The 17,896-nt window shown below is 67.5% G+C and carries 11 protein-coding genes; 4 read left to right on the top strand and 7 right to left on the bottom strand.

The genetic code is table 11. The features are described from left to right. Positions 1–296: 296 nt before the first annotated feature. The 7 genes from NX780_RS01370 to NX780_RS01340 all read right to left on the bottom strand — a co-directional run bounded on the left by NX780_RS01370 (position 297) and on the right by NX780_RS01340 (position 8,455). The gene (locus NX780_RS01370; protein ID WP_258826077.1) at positions 297–1,325 is read right to left on the bottom strand and encodes an SDR family oxidoreductase; all 1,029 of its coding nucleotides are present in this window, start codon (positions 1,323–1,325) and stop codon (positions 297–299) included. Between the two features lie 83 nt (positions 1,326–1,408). Next, entirely contained in the window at positions 1,409–3,124 is a 1,716-nt protein-coding gene (locus tag NX780_RS01365) for an MFS transporter (protein ID WP_258826076.1), read from the bottom strand. A gap of 39 nt (positions 3,125–3,163) precedes the next feature. Continuing rightward, positions 3,164–4,252: an N-acetylglucosamine-6-phosphate deacetylase gene (gene nagA / locus NX780_RS01360; RefSeq protein ID WP_258826075.1), complete on the bottom strand. Its 1,089-nt coding sequence runs from the start codon at positions 4,250–4,252 to the stop codon at positions 3,164–3,166. Continuing rightward, a complete protein-coding gene (locus NX780_RS01355) occupies positions 4,253–5,020 on the bottom strand; it encodes a DeoR family transcriptional regulator (RefSeq protein WP_258826074.1) in 768 nt (255 codons plus the stop codon). It abuts the gene before it with no gap. Between the two features lie 35 nt (positions 5,021–5,055). Further along, the gene (locus NX780_RS01350; RefSeq protein ID WP_258826073.1) at positions 5,056–6,381 is read right to left on the bottom strand and encodes a D-tagatose-bisphosphate aldolase, class II, non-catalytic subunit; all 1,326 of its coding nucleotides are present in this window, start codon (positions 6,379–6,381) and stop codon (positions 5,056–5,058) included. Positions 6,382–6,393: 12 nt separating this feature from the next. Continuing rightward, the gene (locus NX780_RS01345; protein ID WP_258826072.1) at positions 6,394–7,332 is read right to left on the bottom strand and encodes an ROK family protein; all 939 of its coding nucleotides are present in this window, start codon (positions 7,330–7,332) and stop codon (positions 6,394–6,396) included. Beyond that, on the bottom strand, positions 7,319–8,455 hold the full coding sequence (locus NX780_RS01340) for an AgaS family sugar isomerase (RefSeq protein ID WP_258826071.1): 1,137 nt from the start codon (positions 8,453–8,455) through the stop codon (positions 7,319–7,321). The genes NX780_RS01345 and NX780_RS01340 overlap by 14 nt, the downstream gene beginning before the upstream one ends. A gap of 323 nt (positions 8,456–8,778) precedes the next feature. On the opposite strand from NX780_RS01340, the gene NX780_RS01335 reads away from it, so the two are divergent. From NX780_RS01335 to NX780_RS01320, 4 genes are all read left to right on the top strand, one after another. After that, a complete protein-coding gene (locus NX780_RS01335) occupies positions 8,779–12,087 on the top strand; it encodes a TIM-barrel domain-containing protein (RefSeq protein WP_258826070.1) in 3,309 nt (1,102 codons plus the stop codon). Between the two features lie 93 nt (positions 12,088–12,180). Further along, on the top strand, positions 12,181–13,542 hold the full coding sequence (locus tag NX780_RS01330) for a Gfo/Idh/MocA family protein (protein WP_258826069.1): 1,362 nt from the start codon (positions 12,181–12,183) through the stop codon (positions 13,540–13,542). A 53-nt stretch (positions 13,543–13,595) separates the two neighbouring features. Then, entirely contained in the window at positions 13,596–14,849 is a 1,254-nt protein-coding gene (locus NX780_RS01325) for a DUF3472 domain-containing protein (RefSeq protein ID WP_258826068.1), read from the top strand. Positions 14,850–14,886: 37 nt separating this feature from the next. Then, positions 14,887–17,859: a TonB-dependent receptor plug domain-containing protein gene (locus NX780_RS01320; RefSeq protein ID WP_258826067.1), complete on the top strand. Its 2,973-nt coding sequence runs from the start codon at positions 14,887–14,889 to the stop codon at positions 17,857–17,859. Positions 17,860–17,896 lie beyond the last annotated feature (37 nt).

Below are 17,896 nucleotides of genomic sequence, written 5' to 3'. Positions count from 1 at the left end.
GCCCTGCGTTTCGGATGATATGACTCAATCGCGTGGAGGCGCGCGCGGCAGGCGTGGCGCTATGCGAACTGGCGCACAGAAGAGTTATTGCAACGTGGTTATTGTGCTAAGCAATGTTTCGGAGAGAAAAGAAATGACTGTCACATCGCGCTGCAATTACGCCGGGCCGCTGGGCAAACTGATCCCGACCCGCTCGCTGAATTCCCTGTTCGCCCGCCTGAGCTGGTTCAGCCGCCGCTGAGCCGGGGCGTCGCGCGCGGGCTGGCCCCAGCCCGCGCGCGCCAGTCTCGGGACTTTTATTGACCGTTGCCACCGGAGACGCCGTAGACGTGTCCGGTGGTAAAGCTCGATTCGTCCGCCGCCAGCGTCACGTAGGCCAGGGCCAGTTCGGCCGGCTGGCCCGGACGCTTCATCGGCGTATCGCCGCCGAACTTCTTCAGGTTCTCCTGCGTCTGCCCGCCCGACACCTGCAAGGGCGTCCACACCGGCCCCGGCGCCACCGCATTGACACGGATGCCTTTCGATGCCAGCTGCTTGGCCAGCGATTTCGTCAGCGCCACTTCCGCCGCCTTCGTCATCGAATAGTCCACCAGGTTCTCCGACGGGTCGAAGGCCTGCTGCGAGGCCGTGTTGATGATGCAGCTGCCCGCCTTCATGTGCGGCACCGCCGCCTTCGTGATCCAGAACATCGCATACACATTGGTCTTGAAGGTCCAGTCGAAGTCCGCCGTCGAGATGTCGAGGATCGAGTCGCTTGATTTCTGACGCGAGGCATTGTTGACCAGGAGGTCCAGCCCGCCCAGCTGGCGCACGGCCTCGTCGACCAGCTTGCGGCAGAAGGCTTCGTCGCGGATATCGCCGGGAATCGCCACCGCCTTGCGGCCGGCCTGGCGGATCAGTTCCACGACCTCCTTGGCGTCAGGCTCTTCCGCCGGCAGGTAGTTGATGGCCACGTCCGCGCCTTCGCGCGCGAAGGCGATCACGGCGGCGCGGCCGATGCCCGAGTCGCCGCCCGTTACCAGGGCCTTGCGTCCCGCCAGGCGCCCACTGCCGCGATAGGTGGTCTCGCCGTGGTCGGGACGCGGTGTCATCTTGCTGGCCAGGCCCGGCCAGGGCTGCGACTGGTTGGGGAAGGGCGGCGCCGGATAGCGTTTCGCCGCCTCGCGGGCGCGGCCCGGCGGCGGCTGGTTCGCCATGTCGGCGCCTGCCTGCTGCGCCATCGCCGGCGCGACCGCGGCGGAGGCCGCGATACCGGTGGCGACAGTGCTGACGAAGCGCCGGCGCGAGGGTGCGACGGCGTCGGGTTTGTTCTGGTCCGAATCCATGCTGGCTCCTGAAGATCAACGGGACCAGCGATGGTAGACCTTATCGAACAGGCATGGTGCCAGCTAGCTCGGCAGAAAGAAACTCATGTCGCCTGGGGCTTGCCTGCACCGGTAAAGTGCAGTTCGATCTCTTCCAGCGTCTTGCCCTTGGTCTCGGGCAGCAGGAAGGCCGCCGTCAGGAAGTAGAGCACCGAGAAGCCCGCGCCGACGAAGAACACGGTCGAGTAGCCGTAGAAGCCGACCGTGGGCAGGAACATGGCCGCGATCACGGTCGAGACGAACTGGTTGATGAGCAGGGCGATGCTCATGCCGTTCGAGCGGATCCGGGTCGGCATCAGCTCGGACAGGGCCAGCCACACGCACACGCCCGGGCCCACGGCGAAGCCGGCCACGAAGAGGCAGATCGCCAGCGCCACCTGCCAGCCGTGCGCTTCGGCCGGCACCGTGCCGAGCCAGGCGCGCTCGATGACGAGGGGCGCGGCACGACCGTCGGCCGGGTCGGCGAAGGGGTTCAGGTGCCAGCGGCGCAGGGTGGCGCCGATCACGCTGTCTTCCGAAATGGCGTCCTCGCGCTTGAGCAGGACGGTGGGCAGCAGGGGATCGTCGCTGCGCAGCGACTTCACATTGGTGAAGGGGCCGTAGGCGTAGGCGACCGTCAGCTGCTGGGGCGCGCTGCCGCGCGCGCCGAGCGTGGCCAGCAGGTCTTCGTCCAGGCGCAGCGCCAGGCTGTTGTCGCGCACCCGGGCCTCGATCAGCGCACGCACATCGACCTGCGTGCCCTCGGCGCCGCGGAACAGCAGCCCGGCCGACACCAGGGCCACGACGATGGCGCCGCTGCCCAGCATGAGCAGGAACTTGCGGCCCTTGCGGTCGACCAGCACCACGGCCACGACGGTCATCACGGCGTTGAGCACCTTGAGGGCCACGTCGGCCGTGTTGGCGGTGGCGCCGGGCAGGCCGGCCTGGTTCAGGATGGTGACGACGTAGGCCAGCACCGAGTTGATGCCGGTGGCCTGGGTGAGCGCCAGCACCAGGCAGGCCAGCAGGAAGGGCAGCACGTAGCGGCGGCTGGCCAGCGAATCGCGGGCCGGGGCCGGCGCGCTGGCGGTCTTCACCTTCGCGCCGCTGCGCAGGGCCAGCCAGCGCGGCGACTCCTTCAGCGCCAGGCTGCCGACGGTGAACACCACGCCCGGCGCCAGGCAGAGCCAGAAGATCGTGCGCCAGGCATGGTCCTGGGCCGCGAACACCATCGCGCTGCGCTGCGCGGGCGCCAGCGAAGCGGCGGCCTGGGTCACCGCATCGACCTGCTGCGCCTGGGTGAGTCCGATCACGGCGGCGCCCACCAGGCCGATGGTCAGCATCAGCTGGAACAGGGCGGCGCCCCTTCCGCGCCCGTCCGCCGGCAGCGACTCGGCCAGGTAGAGCGGCACCACGACGCCGATCAGGCCACCGCTGATGCCTTGCAGCAGGCGGCCCAGCAGCAGGGGAACGTAGCCGTCGGACAGGGCGATCATCGGAATGCTGATGGTGAAGAGGGCTCCCGCCAGCACCATGCACCAGCGCCGCCCGACCAGGTCGGCCAGCGCCCCGGCGAACAGCGAGGACAGCACGGAACCGAGCAGCACCGCCGCCACGATGAAGGAAAGCTGCTGGGTGCTCAGCTTCCAGGCCAGGGTGGCGGTCGACTCCAGGTAGGGCAGGGCGCCGGCGATGATGCCGACGTCGATGCCGTACAGCAGGCCGCCCATGCCGGCGATGAACAGCAGATAGCGCCGCGCGCGCTCTGGCGTAGTGATCATGTTGTCTCCGTGTTGTTGTGCTTGTGGTGCTTGTACTTCTTATTGTGCGAGCGCGATTGCTTCGCCTTCGACATACACGCCGACTGGCCGCAGTGCTTCATCCAGCACCACGATGTCGGCCCAGGCGCCGGGGATGAGCCGCCCGCGTTCGTGTTCGCCCAGGTAGTCGGCCGGATACAGGGACAGGCGCCGCGAGGCGTCGGCAAGGTCGAGGCCCAGCTCGACGAAGTTGCGCAGGGCCTGGTCCATGGTCAGCACGCTGCCCGCCAGCGAACCGGTCGCCAGGCGCACGCAGGCGCCGCACTTGAACACGCGCTGGGTGCCGAGCGCATATTCGCCGTCCGGCATGCCGGTCGCCGAGGTGGCGTCGGTCACGCCGTAGAGGCGGGGAATGGAGCGCAGGGCGGCGCGCAAGGCGCCGGGGGCGACGTGCTGCAGGTCGGGGATGACTTCCGCGTACTCGGCATGGGCCAGGGCGGCGCCCACCATGCCGGGTTCGCGGTGATGCAGGCCGCTCATGCCGTTGAACAGGTGGGTGAAGCCCGCCGCACCGGCGTGCAGCGCGGCTACACCGTCTTCGTACGTGCCGGCGCTGTGGCCGATCTGCACGCGGATGCCGAGCGCCGCCAATTGCGGGATCAAGAGGAGATTGTTGTCGACCTCGGGCGCCATGGTCAGCACCCGGATCGGGGCGATGGCGTGCAGGCTGCGCACCAGGTCAAGCCGGGCGGGGACCACGTCGGGCGGCTGGGCGCCCAGGCGCTGCAGGTTCAGGAAAGGCCCTTCGAGGTGCACGCCCAGCATGCGCGCGGCCCCTTGCGGGCGCTGCGCGATCACGCCGGCCATGCCCTCCAGGGCGCGGCGGATGTGGTCTTCTTTCGCGGTCAGCGTGGTGCCGAGCAGGGAGGTGGTGCCATGGCGCGCGTGGGTACGGGCCACGACTGCGCCGGCATCCCCGCCTTCCATGATGTCGGTGCCGGCCGCGCCATGCACGTGCAGGTCGACGAAGCCGGGGAGGATGGTGTGCCCGCTTGCGGCAGGGCCTTCGATGATCCGGTGGATGCGATCGCTGAAATCGATACTGCCTGTGATCCAGCCGGAAGGAGTCAGGATTCTGCCGCTGAGCATTTAGTCCGCTATGAGTAATTCGATGCCCAGCTTCTGCAAGCCCTCGCGGTACTCCGGGCTGATGCTGGCATCGGTGATGACGGTATGGACCCGGTCCAGCTGCACGATGCGGTGCAGGCTGACCCGGCCGAACTTGGAGGCGTCGGTGAGCACGATGATCTTCTTCGCGCGCTCGACCATCTTGTGGTTCAGGCTCGCCTCGGCTTCATGATGGGTGGTGACCCCGAACTGCAGATCGAAGCCGTCCACGCCCAGGAACAGCTTGTCGAAGTTATAGGCCTGCAGCGTCGCCTCGGCCTGGCTGCCCTGGATCGACAGGGACTGCTTGCGCAGCAGGCCCCCGGTCAGGATCAGCTCCACGCCGGCAGTGTCGGCCAGCTCCCAGGCGATGTTCAGGCCATTGGTCATGACGGTGACGCCGTTGGCCTCGCGCAGGTGGCGCGCCAGGTAGATCGTGGTGGTGCCCGAGTCGATGATGATGTTGTCGCCATCCTGCACCAGGGTGGCGGCCAGGGCGCCGATGCGGTCCTTCTGCTCCTGGTTGATCGCATCCTTCTGGCGGATCGACTGCTCCGGCGGCGGGGTGCGGGTGAGCGTCGCGCCGCCGTGGCTGCGCGTGGCCAGGCCCTGTGTCTCCAGCGCACTGAGGTCGTTGCGGATGGTGACCGCCGAGACGCCGAACTCCTGCACCAGGTCGGTCACCTGGACCGATCCCTTGCGGGTCAGTTGCTGGAGGATGGCTTCGCGGCGTTGGGTCGTGTTTCGCATGGTGGCGGCTCGGTTGGCGTTCAAAAACGCCGAGCTTAACAGATCGATGCTGTCGTGTTGACAGGCGCCGCAGCATTCCGGTTGCAGGCCCGCGCGTACTGGGCCAGCACGCGGCCGACCTTGTGTTCCAGCAGGGCGCGCGGCTTCGCCTCGAGCTGGCCCTGCAGCACTTCCAGGTACTGCTCGTGCAGGTGCTGGCTCAGGAGCGGCAGCGGGATCTCGATCGCATCGAGGTTGGCGCACAGCGTCTCCACGGCGGCCGCCACCGGGGCCTCGTTCCAGTAGTAGCGGCAGCGGTCCGACAGGCCGTAGCGGCGCATCAGGCGCTGTTCTTCGCTGCTGCCCGGATAGTGCTTGCGCCAGTGCTCCGGCTTGGCCAGCATGACTTCGTCCAGCACGCCCATCAGGCGCGAGGCGCGTTCAGGGGGCAGCAGCTCGTCTTCGATCTGGCACAGGGCCAGCAGGCCTTCGCGCAGGGCGAAGGTAGCGGCCGGGCCCACCTTCAGGATGGCGAAGTGGTCGCGCACCATCTGGTGCAGGCTGGATTCGCGCTGGTAGTCGGTGGAGTGGGCCTCGAACACCAGGCCGGGCTGGCCGGCCACGAAAGCCGACAGGTCCGCGGCCTGGGCGGCGTCGTAGTGCTGGATGTGGCTGGCGTCGAAGTCCACGCCGGGCTGCACCACCATCGCGATCACGCGGCGCCAGGCGGCATGCAGGCCCGCGTCGAGGAAGGCGCGGCAATGCACTTCCAGGGTACGTGCGGCCGCCCCGGGCGAGGTCGGTGCGCCGGCGTCGCTGAGTGCCGATTCGCCGCCCGGCACCGGCACTTCGGTGCCGATGACATAGACCGGCGGCGGATGGCCGGCATTGGCGGCCGCCGCTTCCGCGATCGCCGCCAGGCGCGCCGAACGCGCCGCCACGGTTTCGTCGTCGAGCGTGGCCGGGTCGTCCGCGCAGCGCATGCTGCAGTCGAGGTGGATCTTGTGGAAGCCGGCGGCCGCATAGGCGGCGATCAGCACGTCGGCGTTCGCCATCGCTTCGAGGGCCGGGCGTGCCTGCCAGGCGTTGGGGCCGAGGTGGTCGCCCCCCAGCACCAGGCGTTCGAGAGGGAAACCGCGCTCGTGCGCCAGCTGGTGCACGTAGCTGCGGAACTGTTCCGGGTTCATGCCCGTGTAGCCGCCGAACTGGTCGACCTGATTCGAGGTCGCTTCGACCAGCAGCAGGGTATCGTAGCGTTGCGCCACCTGCATGGCGGCCGTGAGCACCATCGGATGGCTGCAGCAGACGCTGTACAGGCCGACCGGCTCGCCGCGGCGGTGGGCCTTGACGAGTTGCTGGATGGGGGAGAGGTCCTGGTTCATGTGCGCTCGCGTTCAGTTCGAAGGGATGTGCTGGCGCGCCAGCAGGGCCGCGCCGCGCGCGCCGCCGGCGTTGCCGAAGCGCGGCGGCAGGACGGGCGGCACTTGCGCGCCCGGGAAGAGGTGGCGGCGCACCGCGGCCGGCAAGTGCTGGTAGAGATGCGGCAGCTGGGACAGGCCGCCGCCCAGCACGATCGCGTGCGGATCGAGCCCCAGCACCAGGCTTGACAGGGCGTGGGCCAGCAGGTCGAGGTGGGTGGCGAGGGTCGTCTGCGCCAGCGCGTCGCCGGCATTCGCGCGCGCCGCGATGACCATCGGTTCCGCGCCATCGCCGCCGAGGTGGCGGTGCAGCATGCTCATGCCGGGGCCGGAGACGTAGCGCTCGAAGCAGCCCTGGCGCCCGCAGGCGCAGGGGATGACGGGCAAGCCGTAGCGGGCCAGCAGGTGGGCGGGGACGGACCAGTGGCCCCATTCGCCGGCCACGCCGTTGAAGCCGCGCTGCAGCAGGCCGCGGGCGCAGTAGCCGCCGCCGGCGCCGGTGCCGAGGATGGCGCCGAACATGGTCGGCAGTCCGTCGGCCGCGCCTCCCTGCGCTTCGGACAGGGCGAAGCACTGGCAGTCGTTGCCGATCACGACCGGCCGGCCGAGCGCTTCTTCGAGCGCGGGCGCGACCAGGCGGCCGTTCAGGGCCGGCACGTTGGAGCTGAGCTGGCGGCCGGTCTGGGCGTCGGCGACACCCGGCAGGCCGATGCCGACGGGTGCAGCGAAGCCCAGCGCCGCATCCGCGCGCCTGACCAACCCGGCGACGGCCTGCACGAAGGCGAGGAAGTCATGGCCGGGCGTGGCGACGCGCTCGCGGAAGACTTCAAGGAAGGCCGCATCGAAGGCGACCAGCTCGATCTTGCTGCCGCCGATGTCGATGCCATGGTAGCCGCGCGTTTCAGTGTTCGTCATGGCGATAGATGGTGACGCCCTTGACGACACGGTTGACCGTGCCGCTGGCGAAAGGATTGTCGGGACGCAGCTGCAGGGCAGCCGACTGGTGCAGGGCGATCTGCTGGGCGACCAGCAACCACAGCGGCGCCAGCCAGGCATCGGGCCAGTCGGGTGCGTCGATGCCGATGTCGCCATTCACACCGATGGTCAGCACCCGGCCGGCCACGCCGTCGCGGCGCAGTTCCTCGACCAGGTCGGCCTCGTAGCGCTGCGACAGCGCCTTGCTGCTGCCGTAGACGAAGACCAGGGCGTCCTCCGTCAGCACCGACTTGGGCCCGTGGCGGAAGCCCAGCGGGGTGTTGGCGATGGCCGGCACGCGCCCGGCCGTCAGTTCCAGCAGCTTCAGGGCGCTTTCCTTGGCCAGGCCCTCGAGGGGGCCGCTGCCGAGATAGACCACCCGTCCGGCTTCGACGGCGGCCAGCTCCGCGACGGGCGCTTCCCAGGCCTGCATGGCCGTCGAGGCCAGGCCGGCCAGGGTGTCGATGCGATCGGGCGGGACGTCCTTGCCCAGCACCGCCAGCGCGGCCAGCAGCATGCAGGTGAAGCTGCTGGTCATGGCGAAGCCGCGGTCGCAGCTGGCGGCCGGCATCAGGAGGTTGAAGGCATCGGCGTCCAGTGCGCTTTCGCGCGCCAGCCGGCCTTCCGGATTGCAGGTGATGTTCAGGAGGCGGGCGCCGGGCACCAGGTCGCGCACCAGGTGCACGGCGGCCAGGCTTTCCGGGCTGTCGCCGCTGCGCGCGAAGGAAACCAGTAAAGTGGGCGCGCCGGCTTCCAGGTAGAGCTCGGGGTGGGTGAGCAGGGTGGTGGTGGCGATCGCGCGCACCTGGGCCGGCCAGGCCGCATTGAGTTCGTCGGCAATGATCTCGCCAACATAGGCCGAGCTGCCGGCGCCGGTCAGGATCACCCGCTGCAGCGGATTGGCGAGGCTGTCGCCCAGGAAGGCGGCGACTGCTTCCCGCCCGTCCTCCAGGCTCGCGGCCAGTTCGCGCCAGAGCGCGGGCTGGTGTGCGATCTCCTCGGCGGTATGCAGGCCACCGATGTCGCGCCACGCTTGTTGGCTTCGCTGCAGAAGAGTAGTCATCGAAAGATATCTAAAGAGTTTTCAGTGTCGTGAATCTTAAATAGAAAGTTTGCGAAAGTCAAATACGAAAGATATCGAAAGTTAGCCGAGCGTCTCAGTCCCATGCATGCGGCATTTCCTGCAGATGGCTGTGCGTTTTTCGCATCATCCTTCACTCGTTTCGAAAGCTATCCGAGCAATAATTCCGTGAAACGAAAGGTTTAAAGCATGGTTCGCACGTCATTTCGAACTTTTTTGTATTTTTTCTTTCCTTTTTGTTGACCAGCTTTGTTTTTGTTCATACATTATCTTCATCAAAACGCAACACGAACCAAAAGACCGTCATGAAATATACGTCCCGTCTGCGCCCTTCCTTTACTGTACCCGCGCTGGTGCTGGCCCTGCCGGCCCTTGCCTTCGCGGCGCCACTCGGCAAGCTGCGTACGGTCAGCCCCGGGAATGCCGACGGCCCGTCCTGGGACCTGGTCTCGGAATCCGGCGCAAAGGTGCGGGTCAGCCTGCCGCGCGCGGACGTGCTGCACATCCAGGCCGGCCGCAAGGCATTGAGCGGTCCGGGCGACAAGGCGGCGCCCATCGTGGTGGCGCAGGCGGCAAGCGACGTGCCGCACGAATTCAAGGAAGAGAACGGCCAGCTGGTGCTGCGCACCAGCGCCCTGACCCTGCGCGTCGACCGCGCGCCGCTGCGCTTCACTCTTTACCGCACCGGCGAAACCCAGCCGCTGTGGCGTGAGCTGCAGCCGCTCGACCTGGAAGAGAAGCAGAATGTGCAGGTACTCTCCAGCAGCAAGGACGAACGCTTCTATGGCGGTGGCCAGCAGAACGGGCGCTTTGAGTTCAAGGGCCGCGAGCTGCCGGTCTCCTATTCGGGCGGCTGGGAAGAGGGCGACCGCCCGAACCCGGCGCCCTTCCTCATGAGCTCACGCGGCTGGGGCATGCTGCGCAATACCTGGGCGGACGGGAACTACGACCTGCGCGAGGACGAGCAGGTCACCCTGCAGCATGCGGAAGGCCGCTTCGACGCCTATTACTTCGTCGGCAAGTCGATGCGCGAGGTGCTGGCCCGGTATACCGAATGGACCGGCCGTGCGCGCATGCTGCCGCGCTGGGCCCTGGAGTACGGCGACGCCGACTGCTACAACGACGGCGACAACGTCAAGAAGCCGGGCACGGTGCCGAAGGGCTGGACCGACGGCCCCACTGGCAAGACGCCGGACGTCATCGAGAGCGTGGCGCGCCAGTACCGCGAACACGATATGCCGGGCGGCTGGATCCTGCCCAACGACGGCTACGGCTGCGGCTATACAAACCTGCCCGAGACCGTGAAGGGCCTGGCGAAGCATGGCTTTCGCACCGGCCTGTGGACCGAGAACGGCGTCGACAAGATCGCCTGGGAAGTCGGCCAGGCCGGCAGCCGCGCCCAGAAGCTCGACGTGGCCTGGACCGGCAAGGGCTACCAGTTCTCGCTGGACGCCAACAAGGCCGCCTACGACGGCATCCTGAACAACTCCGACAGCCGCCCCTTCATCTGGACCGTGATGGGCTGGGCCGGCACCCAGCGCTACGCGGTGGCCTGGACCGGCGACCAGAGCGCCAGCTGGGACTACATCCGCTGGCACGTGCCGACCCTGATCGGCTCGGGCCTGTCGGGCCAGGCCTATGCGACCGGCGACGTCGACGCCATCTTCGGCGGCAGCCCCGAAACCTATACCCGCGACCTGCAGTGGAAGAGTTTCACGCCGGTGCTGATGGGGATGTCGGGCTGGTCGGCCAGCGCGCGCAAGCATCCCTGGTGGTTCGACGAGCCTTACCGCAGCATCAACCGGCGCTACCTGAAGCTCAAGATGCGCCTCACCCCTTATATGTACACGCTGGCGCAGGAGGCCGAGCAAAGCGGCGCGCCGCTGGTGCGTGGCCTGATGTGGGACTACCCTAACGACCCGGCCGCGCTCGGCGAGACGCACAAATACCAATTCCTGCTCGGGCGCGATCTGCTGGTCGCACCGGTCTACCGCAGCCAGGCCGTCAGCCAGGGCTGGCGCAAGGGAATCCACCTGCCGCAGGGACGCTGGATCGACTACTGGGACGGACGCCAGGTGGTGGCGGGCGAGCAGGGACGCGACATCGACCTGCAGGTCACGCTGGACAAGCTGCCGGTCTTTGTCCGCGCCGGCGCCATCATCCCGATGTACCCCGAGATGCTCTACGACGGCCACAAGCCGAAGGACCGCCTGACCCTCGACCTCTATCCGGAAGGGGACTCCGAGTACGTGCTGTACGAGGACGACGGCACTACCCGCAAATACCAGGCAGGCGCTTCCAGCCGCCAGAAGATCACGATGCGCGAGGCCGGCGGCCGCGTGGATGTCGCCATCCATCCGGTCGAGGGGAGCTATGACGGCCAGGAAGCGCGCCGCGGCTACAGCCTGCGCCTGCCGAGCCGCCGGCAGCCAGGCGGCGTGACGTTTGGTGCGGCGGCCTTGAAGCAGGCCGCCAGCCGCGCCGAGTTCGATGCGATGGACGCCGGCTGGTTCTTCGACGCGGCCGAGCGCCTCGGCACCGTGCACGTGAAAGCGCCGAGCCAGGACATCCGCCAGCCGCTTGCCTTCACGCTGCAGGGCATCGCCCGTCCATCGGTTGATGACGCCTTCCCGGCTGCACCGAAACCGGGCCGCGCGCTTCCGCCGGATGCAATGATCGTCGTGAACCGCCCGGCCGAAGAAGCGGGCCATCCGCTTGAAAACGCCTTCGACGGCAAGCCAGACACCTGGTTCCGCACGGTGCGCAGCCAGGCCGTCAAGAGCGGCGCCCACGAGTGGACCATCGGCTTCACCGACCGTCGCCTGGTGGACGGCATCGAGATCGCGCCGAGGAACGACAAGAACTGGAAGCACGGCCAGGTGCGCGACTACGAGATCTACATCGCCGACAGCAATGGCGAGTGGGGCGCGCCGGTACAGCGCGGCACCCTGAAGCTGCAGGAAACCACGCAGGCGATCGCCTTCCCGGCCGCCGCCGGTCGCCTGCTGCGCTTCCGCGTGCTGAGCACCCAGAACCCGGACGGCAGCGGCGCGTCCAATATTGACCCAATGGTCACCGCGGCGGGCGGCAGCGCCCCGGCCCGCGCTTTCGACGCCTCCGCGCCGCTCGAGGTGTCGCCGATCACGCTGTCCGAATTCCGTGTGCTCGAACACCAGCTGCCGGAAGGCCGCGAGCTGCGCAAGTATGTCAGCGAGCTGCCGCTGCCCAAGAACCTCAAGCGCGACAAGCCGGCCAGCGGGGCCGCAGAGATGCGCATGAACGGCCTGCGCTTCAACAAGGGTGTCGGCGTCGGCCCCAACAGCCGCCTCGATCTCGACCTGAGCGGCAACTGGCAGCTGCTGCGCGCCGACCTCGGCGTCGACGACAGCTGCCGGACTGCGGGCAGCATGCGCTTCCAGGTCTGGAGCGGCGAGCGCCTGCTGTACGACAGCGGCATCGTCAAGGCGCCGGCGGTCGTGAAGCCCGAGATCGACGTGCGCGGCCTGCGCCAGCTCAGCCTGCGCACCCTGGGCGACAAGGCTTCCCGAACGTGCGGTAACTGGGCCAACGCCGCCTTGACCGGTACGGAAGGCGCCACGCTCAAGCTGCGCTAAGCCACCTCACACACTTGCAGTCAAAGAGCCCCTCCGCGGACGGGGAGGGCCTCTTACATCCTTCGACCTCTGAAAACAGAACGGAAACAGCATATGAAGCGACGCAATTTTCTCTCCCTCGGTTCGGCATTGGCGGGCAGCGCCCTATATGCGGGCGCCATGCCCGGCGCGGCGGCAGCTGGCCGTGACCGGCTGCGCATCGGCATGATCGGCACCGGCATGCGCGGCCAGGTGCTGCTGCGCGAGCTGGTGCGGCGCGACGACGTCGAGGTGGCCGCGCTGTGCGACATCGAGCCGATCATGCTGGGCCGTGCGGTCCAGATGGTCACGGCCGCAGGCAAGCCGGCTCCCGCGACCTTCGGCGAGAACGGCGACGGCTACGCCTACCGCCGCATGCTGGATTCGGGCAAGCTCGATGGCGTGATCATCGCCACGCCTTGGGAATGGCATGCGCAGATGGCGATCGACGCGATGCAGGCCAAGGTCCCGGTGGGCTGCGAAGTAGTCGCCGGCGTGAGCCTGCAGGACCACTGGAACGTGCTCGACGCCCAGCTCAAGACCGGCACGCCCTATATGCTGCTGGAGAACGTGTGCTACCGACGCGACGTGCTGGCCGTGCTGCGCATGGTGCGCTCCGGCCTGTTCGGCGAACTGGTGCACCTGCAGGGCGGCTACCAGCACGACCTGCGCGCCGTGAAGTTCAACAGCGGCGACCCGACCAAACCCTATGGCGGCGGCGTCGAGTTCGGGGCGAAAGGATGGTCGGAAGCGCGCTGGCGCACCGAGCACTCGGTGCGCCGCAACGGCGAGCTGTATCCGAGCCACGGCATCGGCCCCTGCGCGATGTACACCAACATCAACCGCGGCAACCGCTTCACCCGCATCAACGCCTTCGCCAGCAAGGCCGCCGGCCTGCACGACTATGTGGTGCGCAACGGCGGCGAAGACCATCCGAACGCCCGCACCCGCTTCCAGTTGGGCGACATCGTCACCACCACCCTGGCCTGCGACAACGGCGAGACCATCATCCTGCAGCACGACACCTCGCTGCCGCGCCCCTATTCGCTGGGCTTCCGCGTGCAAGGCACGCGCGGCCTGTGGATGGACCTGAACCGCTCGGTGCACGTGGAAGGCATCAGCAAGCCCCACGAATGGGACGACGCCAGGGTCTGGTTCGAGAAGTACGACCACCCGCTGTGGCGCAAGTACGGCGAGCAGGCGGCCGGCGCCGGCCACGGCGGCATGGACTTCTTCGTGATCCACGCCTTCATCGAGGCGCTGAAGGAGAACGCGCCGATGCCCATCGATATCTATGACGCCATCACCTGGAGCGCGATCACGCCGCTGTCCGAGCAGTCGATCGCGCTCGGCTTCCATACCCTGGACTTCCCCGATTTCACGGGCGGCAAATGGCGCACCCGCAAACCGATCTTCGCCTTCGACGACCGTTATTGATTCGACACTGAAGCCACCGCATCACCGCTTTTCCACCTTCCCGGGAGAACAAGATGAAACGCTTGAAGCTGATGTTGAGTACCGCCCTGTTTGTATTCGGTGCAGGCAGCCTGCCTGCCTCCGCCCAGACCCCCGCCACCGTGGCCCTGCCGGGCAACGGCTTCGTCACCAAGCCCGGCACCGGCGCGACGGAGATCATCACCACGAGCGGCCTGGCCAACTGGACCACCAAGTCGACCGTGAGCAGCGTGTGGTTCCGCATGGCGGAGGCTGGCGTCGCGACCATCGGCCTGGACGCCAGCCTGGCCGGCAGCAATACGAGCACGGTGAAGGTGACGGTGAACGGCACGCCTTTCCAGGTCAACCTTACCAAAGGCGCGCTGAAAACCTATGAGGTCGGCACCCTCAGCCTGCCGGCCGGCTACATCCGGGTCGACCTGCAGGGCGTCAGGAAGGACGGCGGCTACTTCGGCGACGTCTCCGCCATCAAGGTCACGACGAACTCGCCCCTCAACTATGCGAACGATGCGGCCAACTACTACTGGTCGCGGCGCGGACCCTCGGTCCACCTGGGCTACGCCGTGCCCGCCAACACGGAGTACTTCTACAGCGAAGTCACGGTGCCGAAAGGCCAGGATGCGATCGGCTCCTACTACATGGCCAACGGCTTCAATGGCGGCTACTTCGGCATCCAGGTGAAGTCGCCCTCGGAGCGCTGGGTGCTGTTTTCCATCTGGGATGCGGACAACGGCGCCAAGACGACGCTGGTCAGCAAGGGCGCCGGCGTGATCGACAACGGATTCGGCGGCGAGGGCACGGGCGGGCAGACCTACCTGGTCTACAACTGGGTGGCCGGTAACACCTACCGCTTCATCACCCGCGCACGGCCGGACGGCGCCGGCGGCACCGACTTCTCGGCCTGGTTCTTCGCGCCGGAGACGGGCGCCTGGCGCTACATCGCCACCTGGAAGCGCCCGGCCACGACGACCTACCACGCCGGCGTCTATTCCTTCCTCGAGAATTTCATCGACACCAAGGGCTACCTGGGCCGCCAGGCCGAACACGGCAACCAGTGGGCGCGCAGCACGGCGGGCGCCTGGACCGAAATCACGAGCGCACGTTTCACCGGCGACGCCACCGCCGCCAACGGCCAGCGCATGGACTATGCGGGCGGCCTGCGCAACGGCCGCTTCTACCTGCGCAACGGCGGCTTCTTCAGCGACACCGTCCCGATCAACCAGAACTTCACCCGTCCCGCGACCGGCAGCGCACCCGCGGTGAACGTCAGCACGCTGCCGATGCAATAAACAAAAGAGACCACTTATAACAACAGGAGAGGTACACATGCAACTCAAGAAACTGATGGCCGCGCTGGCGGCCGCCGGGCTGGCCACGACCAGCCTGGCGCAGGAAACCGCCACCAAGCCGGAGGAGACGAAGGACGGCAAGATGGCGCGCGTGGAAGTCACGGGCTCGAGCCTGAAGCGCATCAACGCCGAGACCGCGTCGCCGGTGCAGGTGGTGGACGCCAAGCAGATCGAGAACATGGGGGCGCGCACGCTGATGCAGGTGCTCGACAACCTGCCGGCGGCGCGTCCGGCCCAGCAGGACTTCCGCTCGATGTTCACGGGTTCGGACGGCGGCTCGCAGGCCAATCTGCGCGGCCTCGGCGCCCAGGGCACGCTGGTGCTGCTCAATGGCCGCCGCCTGTCCTTCTACGGCGCGCCGTCCGGCTTCCAGACCATGTTCGTGAACATCGACGCGATTCCGGCCGCGGCGATCGAGCGCATGGAGATCCTGACCGACGGCGCCTCGGCGGTGTACGGTTCGGACGCGGTGGCGGGCGTGATCAACGTGATCACCAAGAAGAACTACCAGGGCCTGGAAGTGCGCGGCACCTACGATATGTCGGAGCGGGTCGATTCCTATGGCGAGAAGCAGGGCGGCATCGTGTTCGGCACCGGCGACCTGGCCAGCCAGGGCTTCAACGTGATCGGCTCGCTCAACGTCTACCAGCGCGACCGCATCGCCCTGGCCGACACCTACGACAAGCGCCCCGACCACTTCTACGTCAACAACCCGAACTACATCCCGAACATGCGCATCGGCGTCGGCAGCGAACCGGGCCAGCTCAATCCGGGCACCTTCTTCGTCTTCGACCCGAATCGCAACAATGCGCGCGTGCAGCGCGCGGTGGGCGGCTGCCCGACCCAGATCACCGAGGCTTCCGGCACGCGCTGCGTCTGGAACACCCTGCCCAACGGCCTGGACACCGGCCCGAGCTCGGACCGCGCGACCGGCTTCCTCTCCGGCCGCATGCGCTTCGGGGACGGCTTCGAAGGCTTCGCGGAAGCCGCCTACACCCACATCAAGATGGTCGGCCGCAACGGTCCGACCTCGTTCAACAGCGGCAGCACCAGCAACTGGTTCTCGCGCAATACCGGCACCAGGCTCAACACCTTCACCACGCCCTACCTGGGACCGAACAACGTCTACCTGAAGGGCAGGCTGGCGCCGGAGATGGCCGCGCTGATGGGCGGGGCGTCCGGCCTGAACTACCTGCTGCAGGACGCCACCAACCACTTCGGCCAGAAGAACACCGACCAGAGCTACCGCGCCCTGGCCGGCGTGCGCGGCCCCGTGTTCGGCGACTGGGAGTTCGAGACCGCGGTCGCGGTGGCGGGCAGCCATTCGACGCTCTACCAGACCGTCAACATCAATACCAAGGGCTTCGAGAAGGCCTTCGGTCCCTTCACCAAGGATCCGGTGACGGGCCGCACCTACATCTCGGACAATCCGGCCTATAAATTCGGCGAGATCAGCGAAGCCAATGCCGCGCTGATCCGAGAAGCCTATCCGACCTTCGACATCCAGTCCTGGACCAAGCTGATCACCTGGGACGGCAAGATCGAGGGCACCTTGGCCAAGATCGGCGACCGCGAAGTGCGCGCCGCCTTCGGGGCCAGCCTGATGCGCGAGAGCTTCGAGACCCCGGGCAATGCGGACGCCGCCAACGGCCTGATCACCCAGCAGGGCGGCTCCTGGTTCGACGGCGAGCGCACCATCTCGGCCCTGTTCGGCGAGGTCGTGGCGCCGCTCACGGAGACCCTGGAACTGAACGTCGCCGCGCGCCTCGACAAATACCCGAACTTCAGCGCCAACCTGGCGCCGAAGCTGGGCGTGGTGTGGCGCGCGCGTCCCGACGTGATGGTGCGCGGCACCTATTCGCATGGCTTCCGCGCACCCAACCTGGCCGAATCCGGCGAGGGCGGCGTGTTCGCCCAGGTGGGCGGCATCCGCGACACCGTGCGCTGCGACGAGACCAACGCCATGGCGCGGCTGCTGCAAAAGTCGGTATCGAGCGCCGAGGTCGACCTGGGCCGCAGCCTGCTCAACTCGAACTGCTCGACCACGGTGGGCGGCCTGACGCCGCCGAATCCGGACCTGAAACCCGAGAAGGCGAAGATCGCCACCCTGGGCGTGGTGCTGCAACCGGTGCGCGACGTCAGCGTCTCGCTCGACTACTGGTACATCAACCGCCGCAACGAGATCGTGCGCCAGGACTTCAACCAGCTGTTCACCCTGCTGGTTGCCGAGCATGGCCCGGCCCTGGCCGGCACCACCCAGGCGATCCGCAACGACCTCACCGACGCCGACCGCGCCAATATGGCGGCCGTGGCGACGATGTGCGCCAACCCGGCCAACGCGGCGGCCTGCGCCGGCCCGCTGCCGACCTACTCGGTGGGCAACCTGGGCGGCCTGATCAACTCCTACCTGAACCGCGGCGGCACCCTGGTCGACGGCTTCGACATCGATGCGCGCACCCGCGTCGGGCTGGGCAACTATGGCCGCCTGAACCTGGGCGCCGCCGTGACGATCCGCCGCCGCGAGACCTACGACTACGAGGATGGCAGTGGCTTCTCGGGCAACTACGTCGGCTACTACGGCTCGCCGCGCCTGCGCGGCACCTTCAATGCCGACTGGGTCTACCGCGATTTCACCACCAGCCTGTTCGTGAACTACACGGGCAAGACCAAGTGGGCCTACGACCAGTTCGATACCGTCAACACGCCGGAGAGCTGCCTGGCCGCCGGCGTTTCGCTGCCGGAAAACCTGTGCGGCGGGGCGCCTTCGTTCACGACGGTGAACCTCGGCTTCAACTGGAAACCGATGAAGAACCTGAACCTGGGCCTCAACATCAAGAACGTGCTCGACAAGAAACCGTACTACGACCCGAACGGCTGGGAAGGCTATAACCACAGCCAGAACCTGTTCGGCCGCCAGTACGCCTTCTCGGCCAGCTACAAATTCTGGTAAGCGGGAAGGGGGCCGGTTTCCGGGTTCGGGGACCGGC

The sequence above is a fragment of the Massilia agri genome, from assembly GCF_024753255.1.
GTDB lineage: Bacteria > Pseudomonadota > Gammaproteobacteria > Burkholderiales > Burkholderiaceae_D > Telluria > Telluria agri.
The sequence above is the reverse complement of the archived record's forward strand: the minus strand, read 5'-3'. Positions and strand labels throughout refer to the sequence as shown.

Coding starts and splice junctions, on each gene's coding strand:
- NX780_RS01330 (WP_258826069.1), top strand. CDS start 12,181: ATGAAGCGACGCAATTTTCTCTCCCTCGGTTCGGCATTGGCGGGCAGC.
- NX780_RS01355 (WP_258826074.1), bottom strand. CDS start 5,020: ATGCGAAACACGACCCAACGCCGCGAAGCCATCCTCCAGCAACTGACC.
- NX780_RS01365 (WP_258826076.1), bottom strand. CDS start 3,124: ATGATCACTACGCCAGAGCGCGCGCGGCGCTATCTGCTGTTCATCGCC.
- NX780_RS01320 (WP_258826067.1), top strand. CDS start 14,887: ATGCAACTCAAGAAACTGATGGCCGCGCTGGCGGCCGCCGGGCTGGCC.
- NX780_RS01350 (WP_258826073.1), bottom strand. CDS start 6,381: ATGAACCAGGACCTCTCCCCCATCCAGCAACTCGTCAAGGCCCACCGC.
- NX780_RS01325 (WP_258826068.1), top strand. CDS start 13,596: ATGAAACGCTTGAAGCTGATGTTGAGTACCGCCCTGTTTGTATTCGGT.
- NX780_RS01335 (WP_258826070.1), top strand. CDS start 8,779: ATGAAATATACGTCCCGTCTGCGCCCTTCCTTTACTGTACCCGCGCTG.
- NX780_RS01345 (WP_258826072.1), bottom strand. CDS start 7,332: ATGACGAACACTGAAACGCGCGGCTACCATGGCATCGACATCGGCGGC.
- nagA (WP_258826075.1), bottom strand. CDS start 4,252: ATGCTCAGCGGCAGAATCCTGACTCCTTCCGGCTGGATCACAGGCAGT.
- NX780_RS01340 (WP_258826071.1), bottom strand. CDS start 8,455: ATGACTACTCTTCTGCAGCGAAGCCAACAAGCGTGGCGCGACATCGGT.
- NX780_RS01370 (WP_258826077.1), bottom strand. CDS start 1,325: ATGGATTCGGACCAGAACAAACCCGACGCCGTCGCACCCTCGCGCCGG.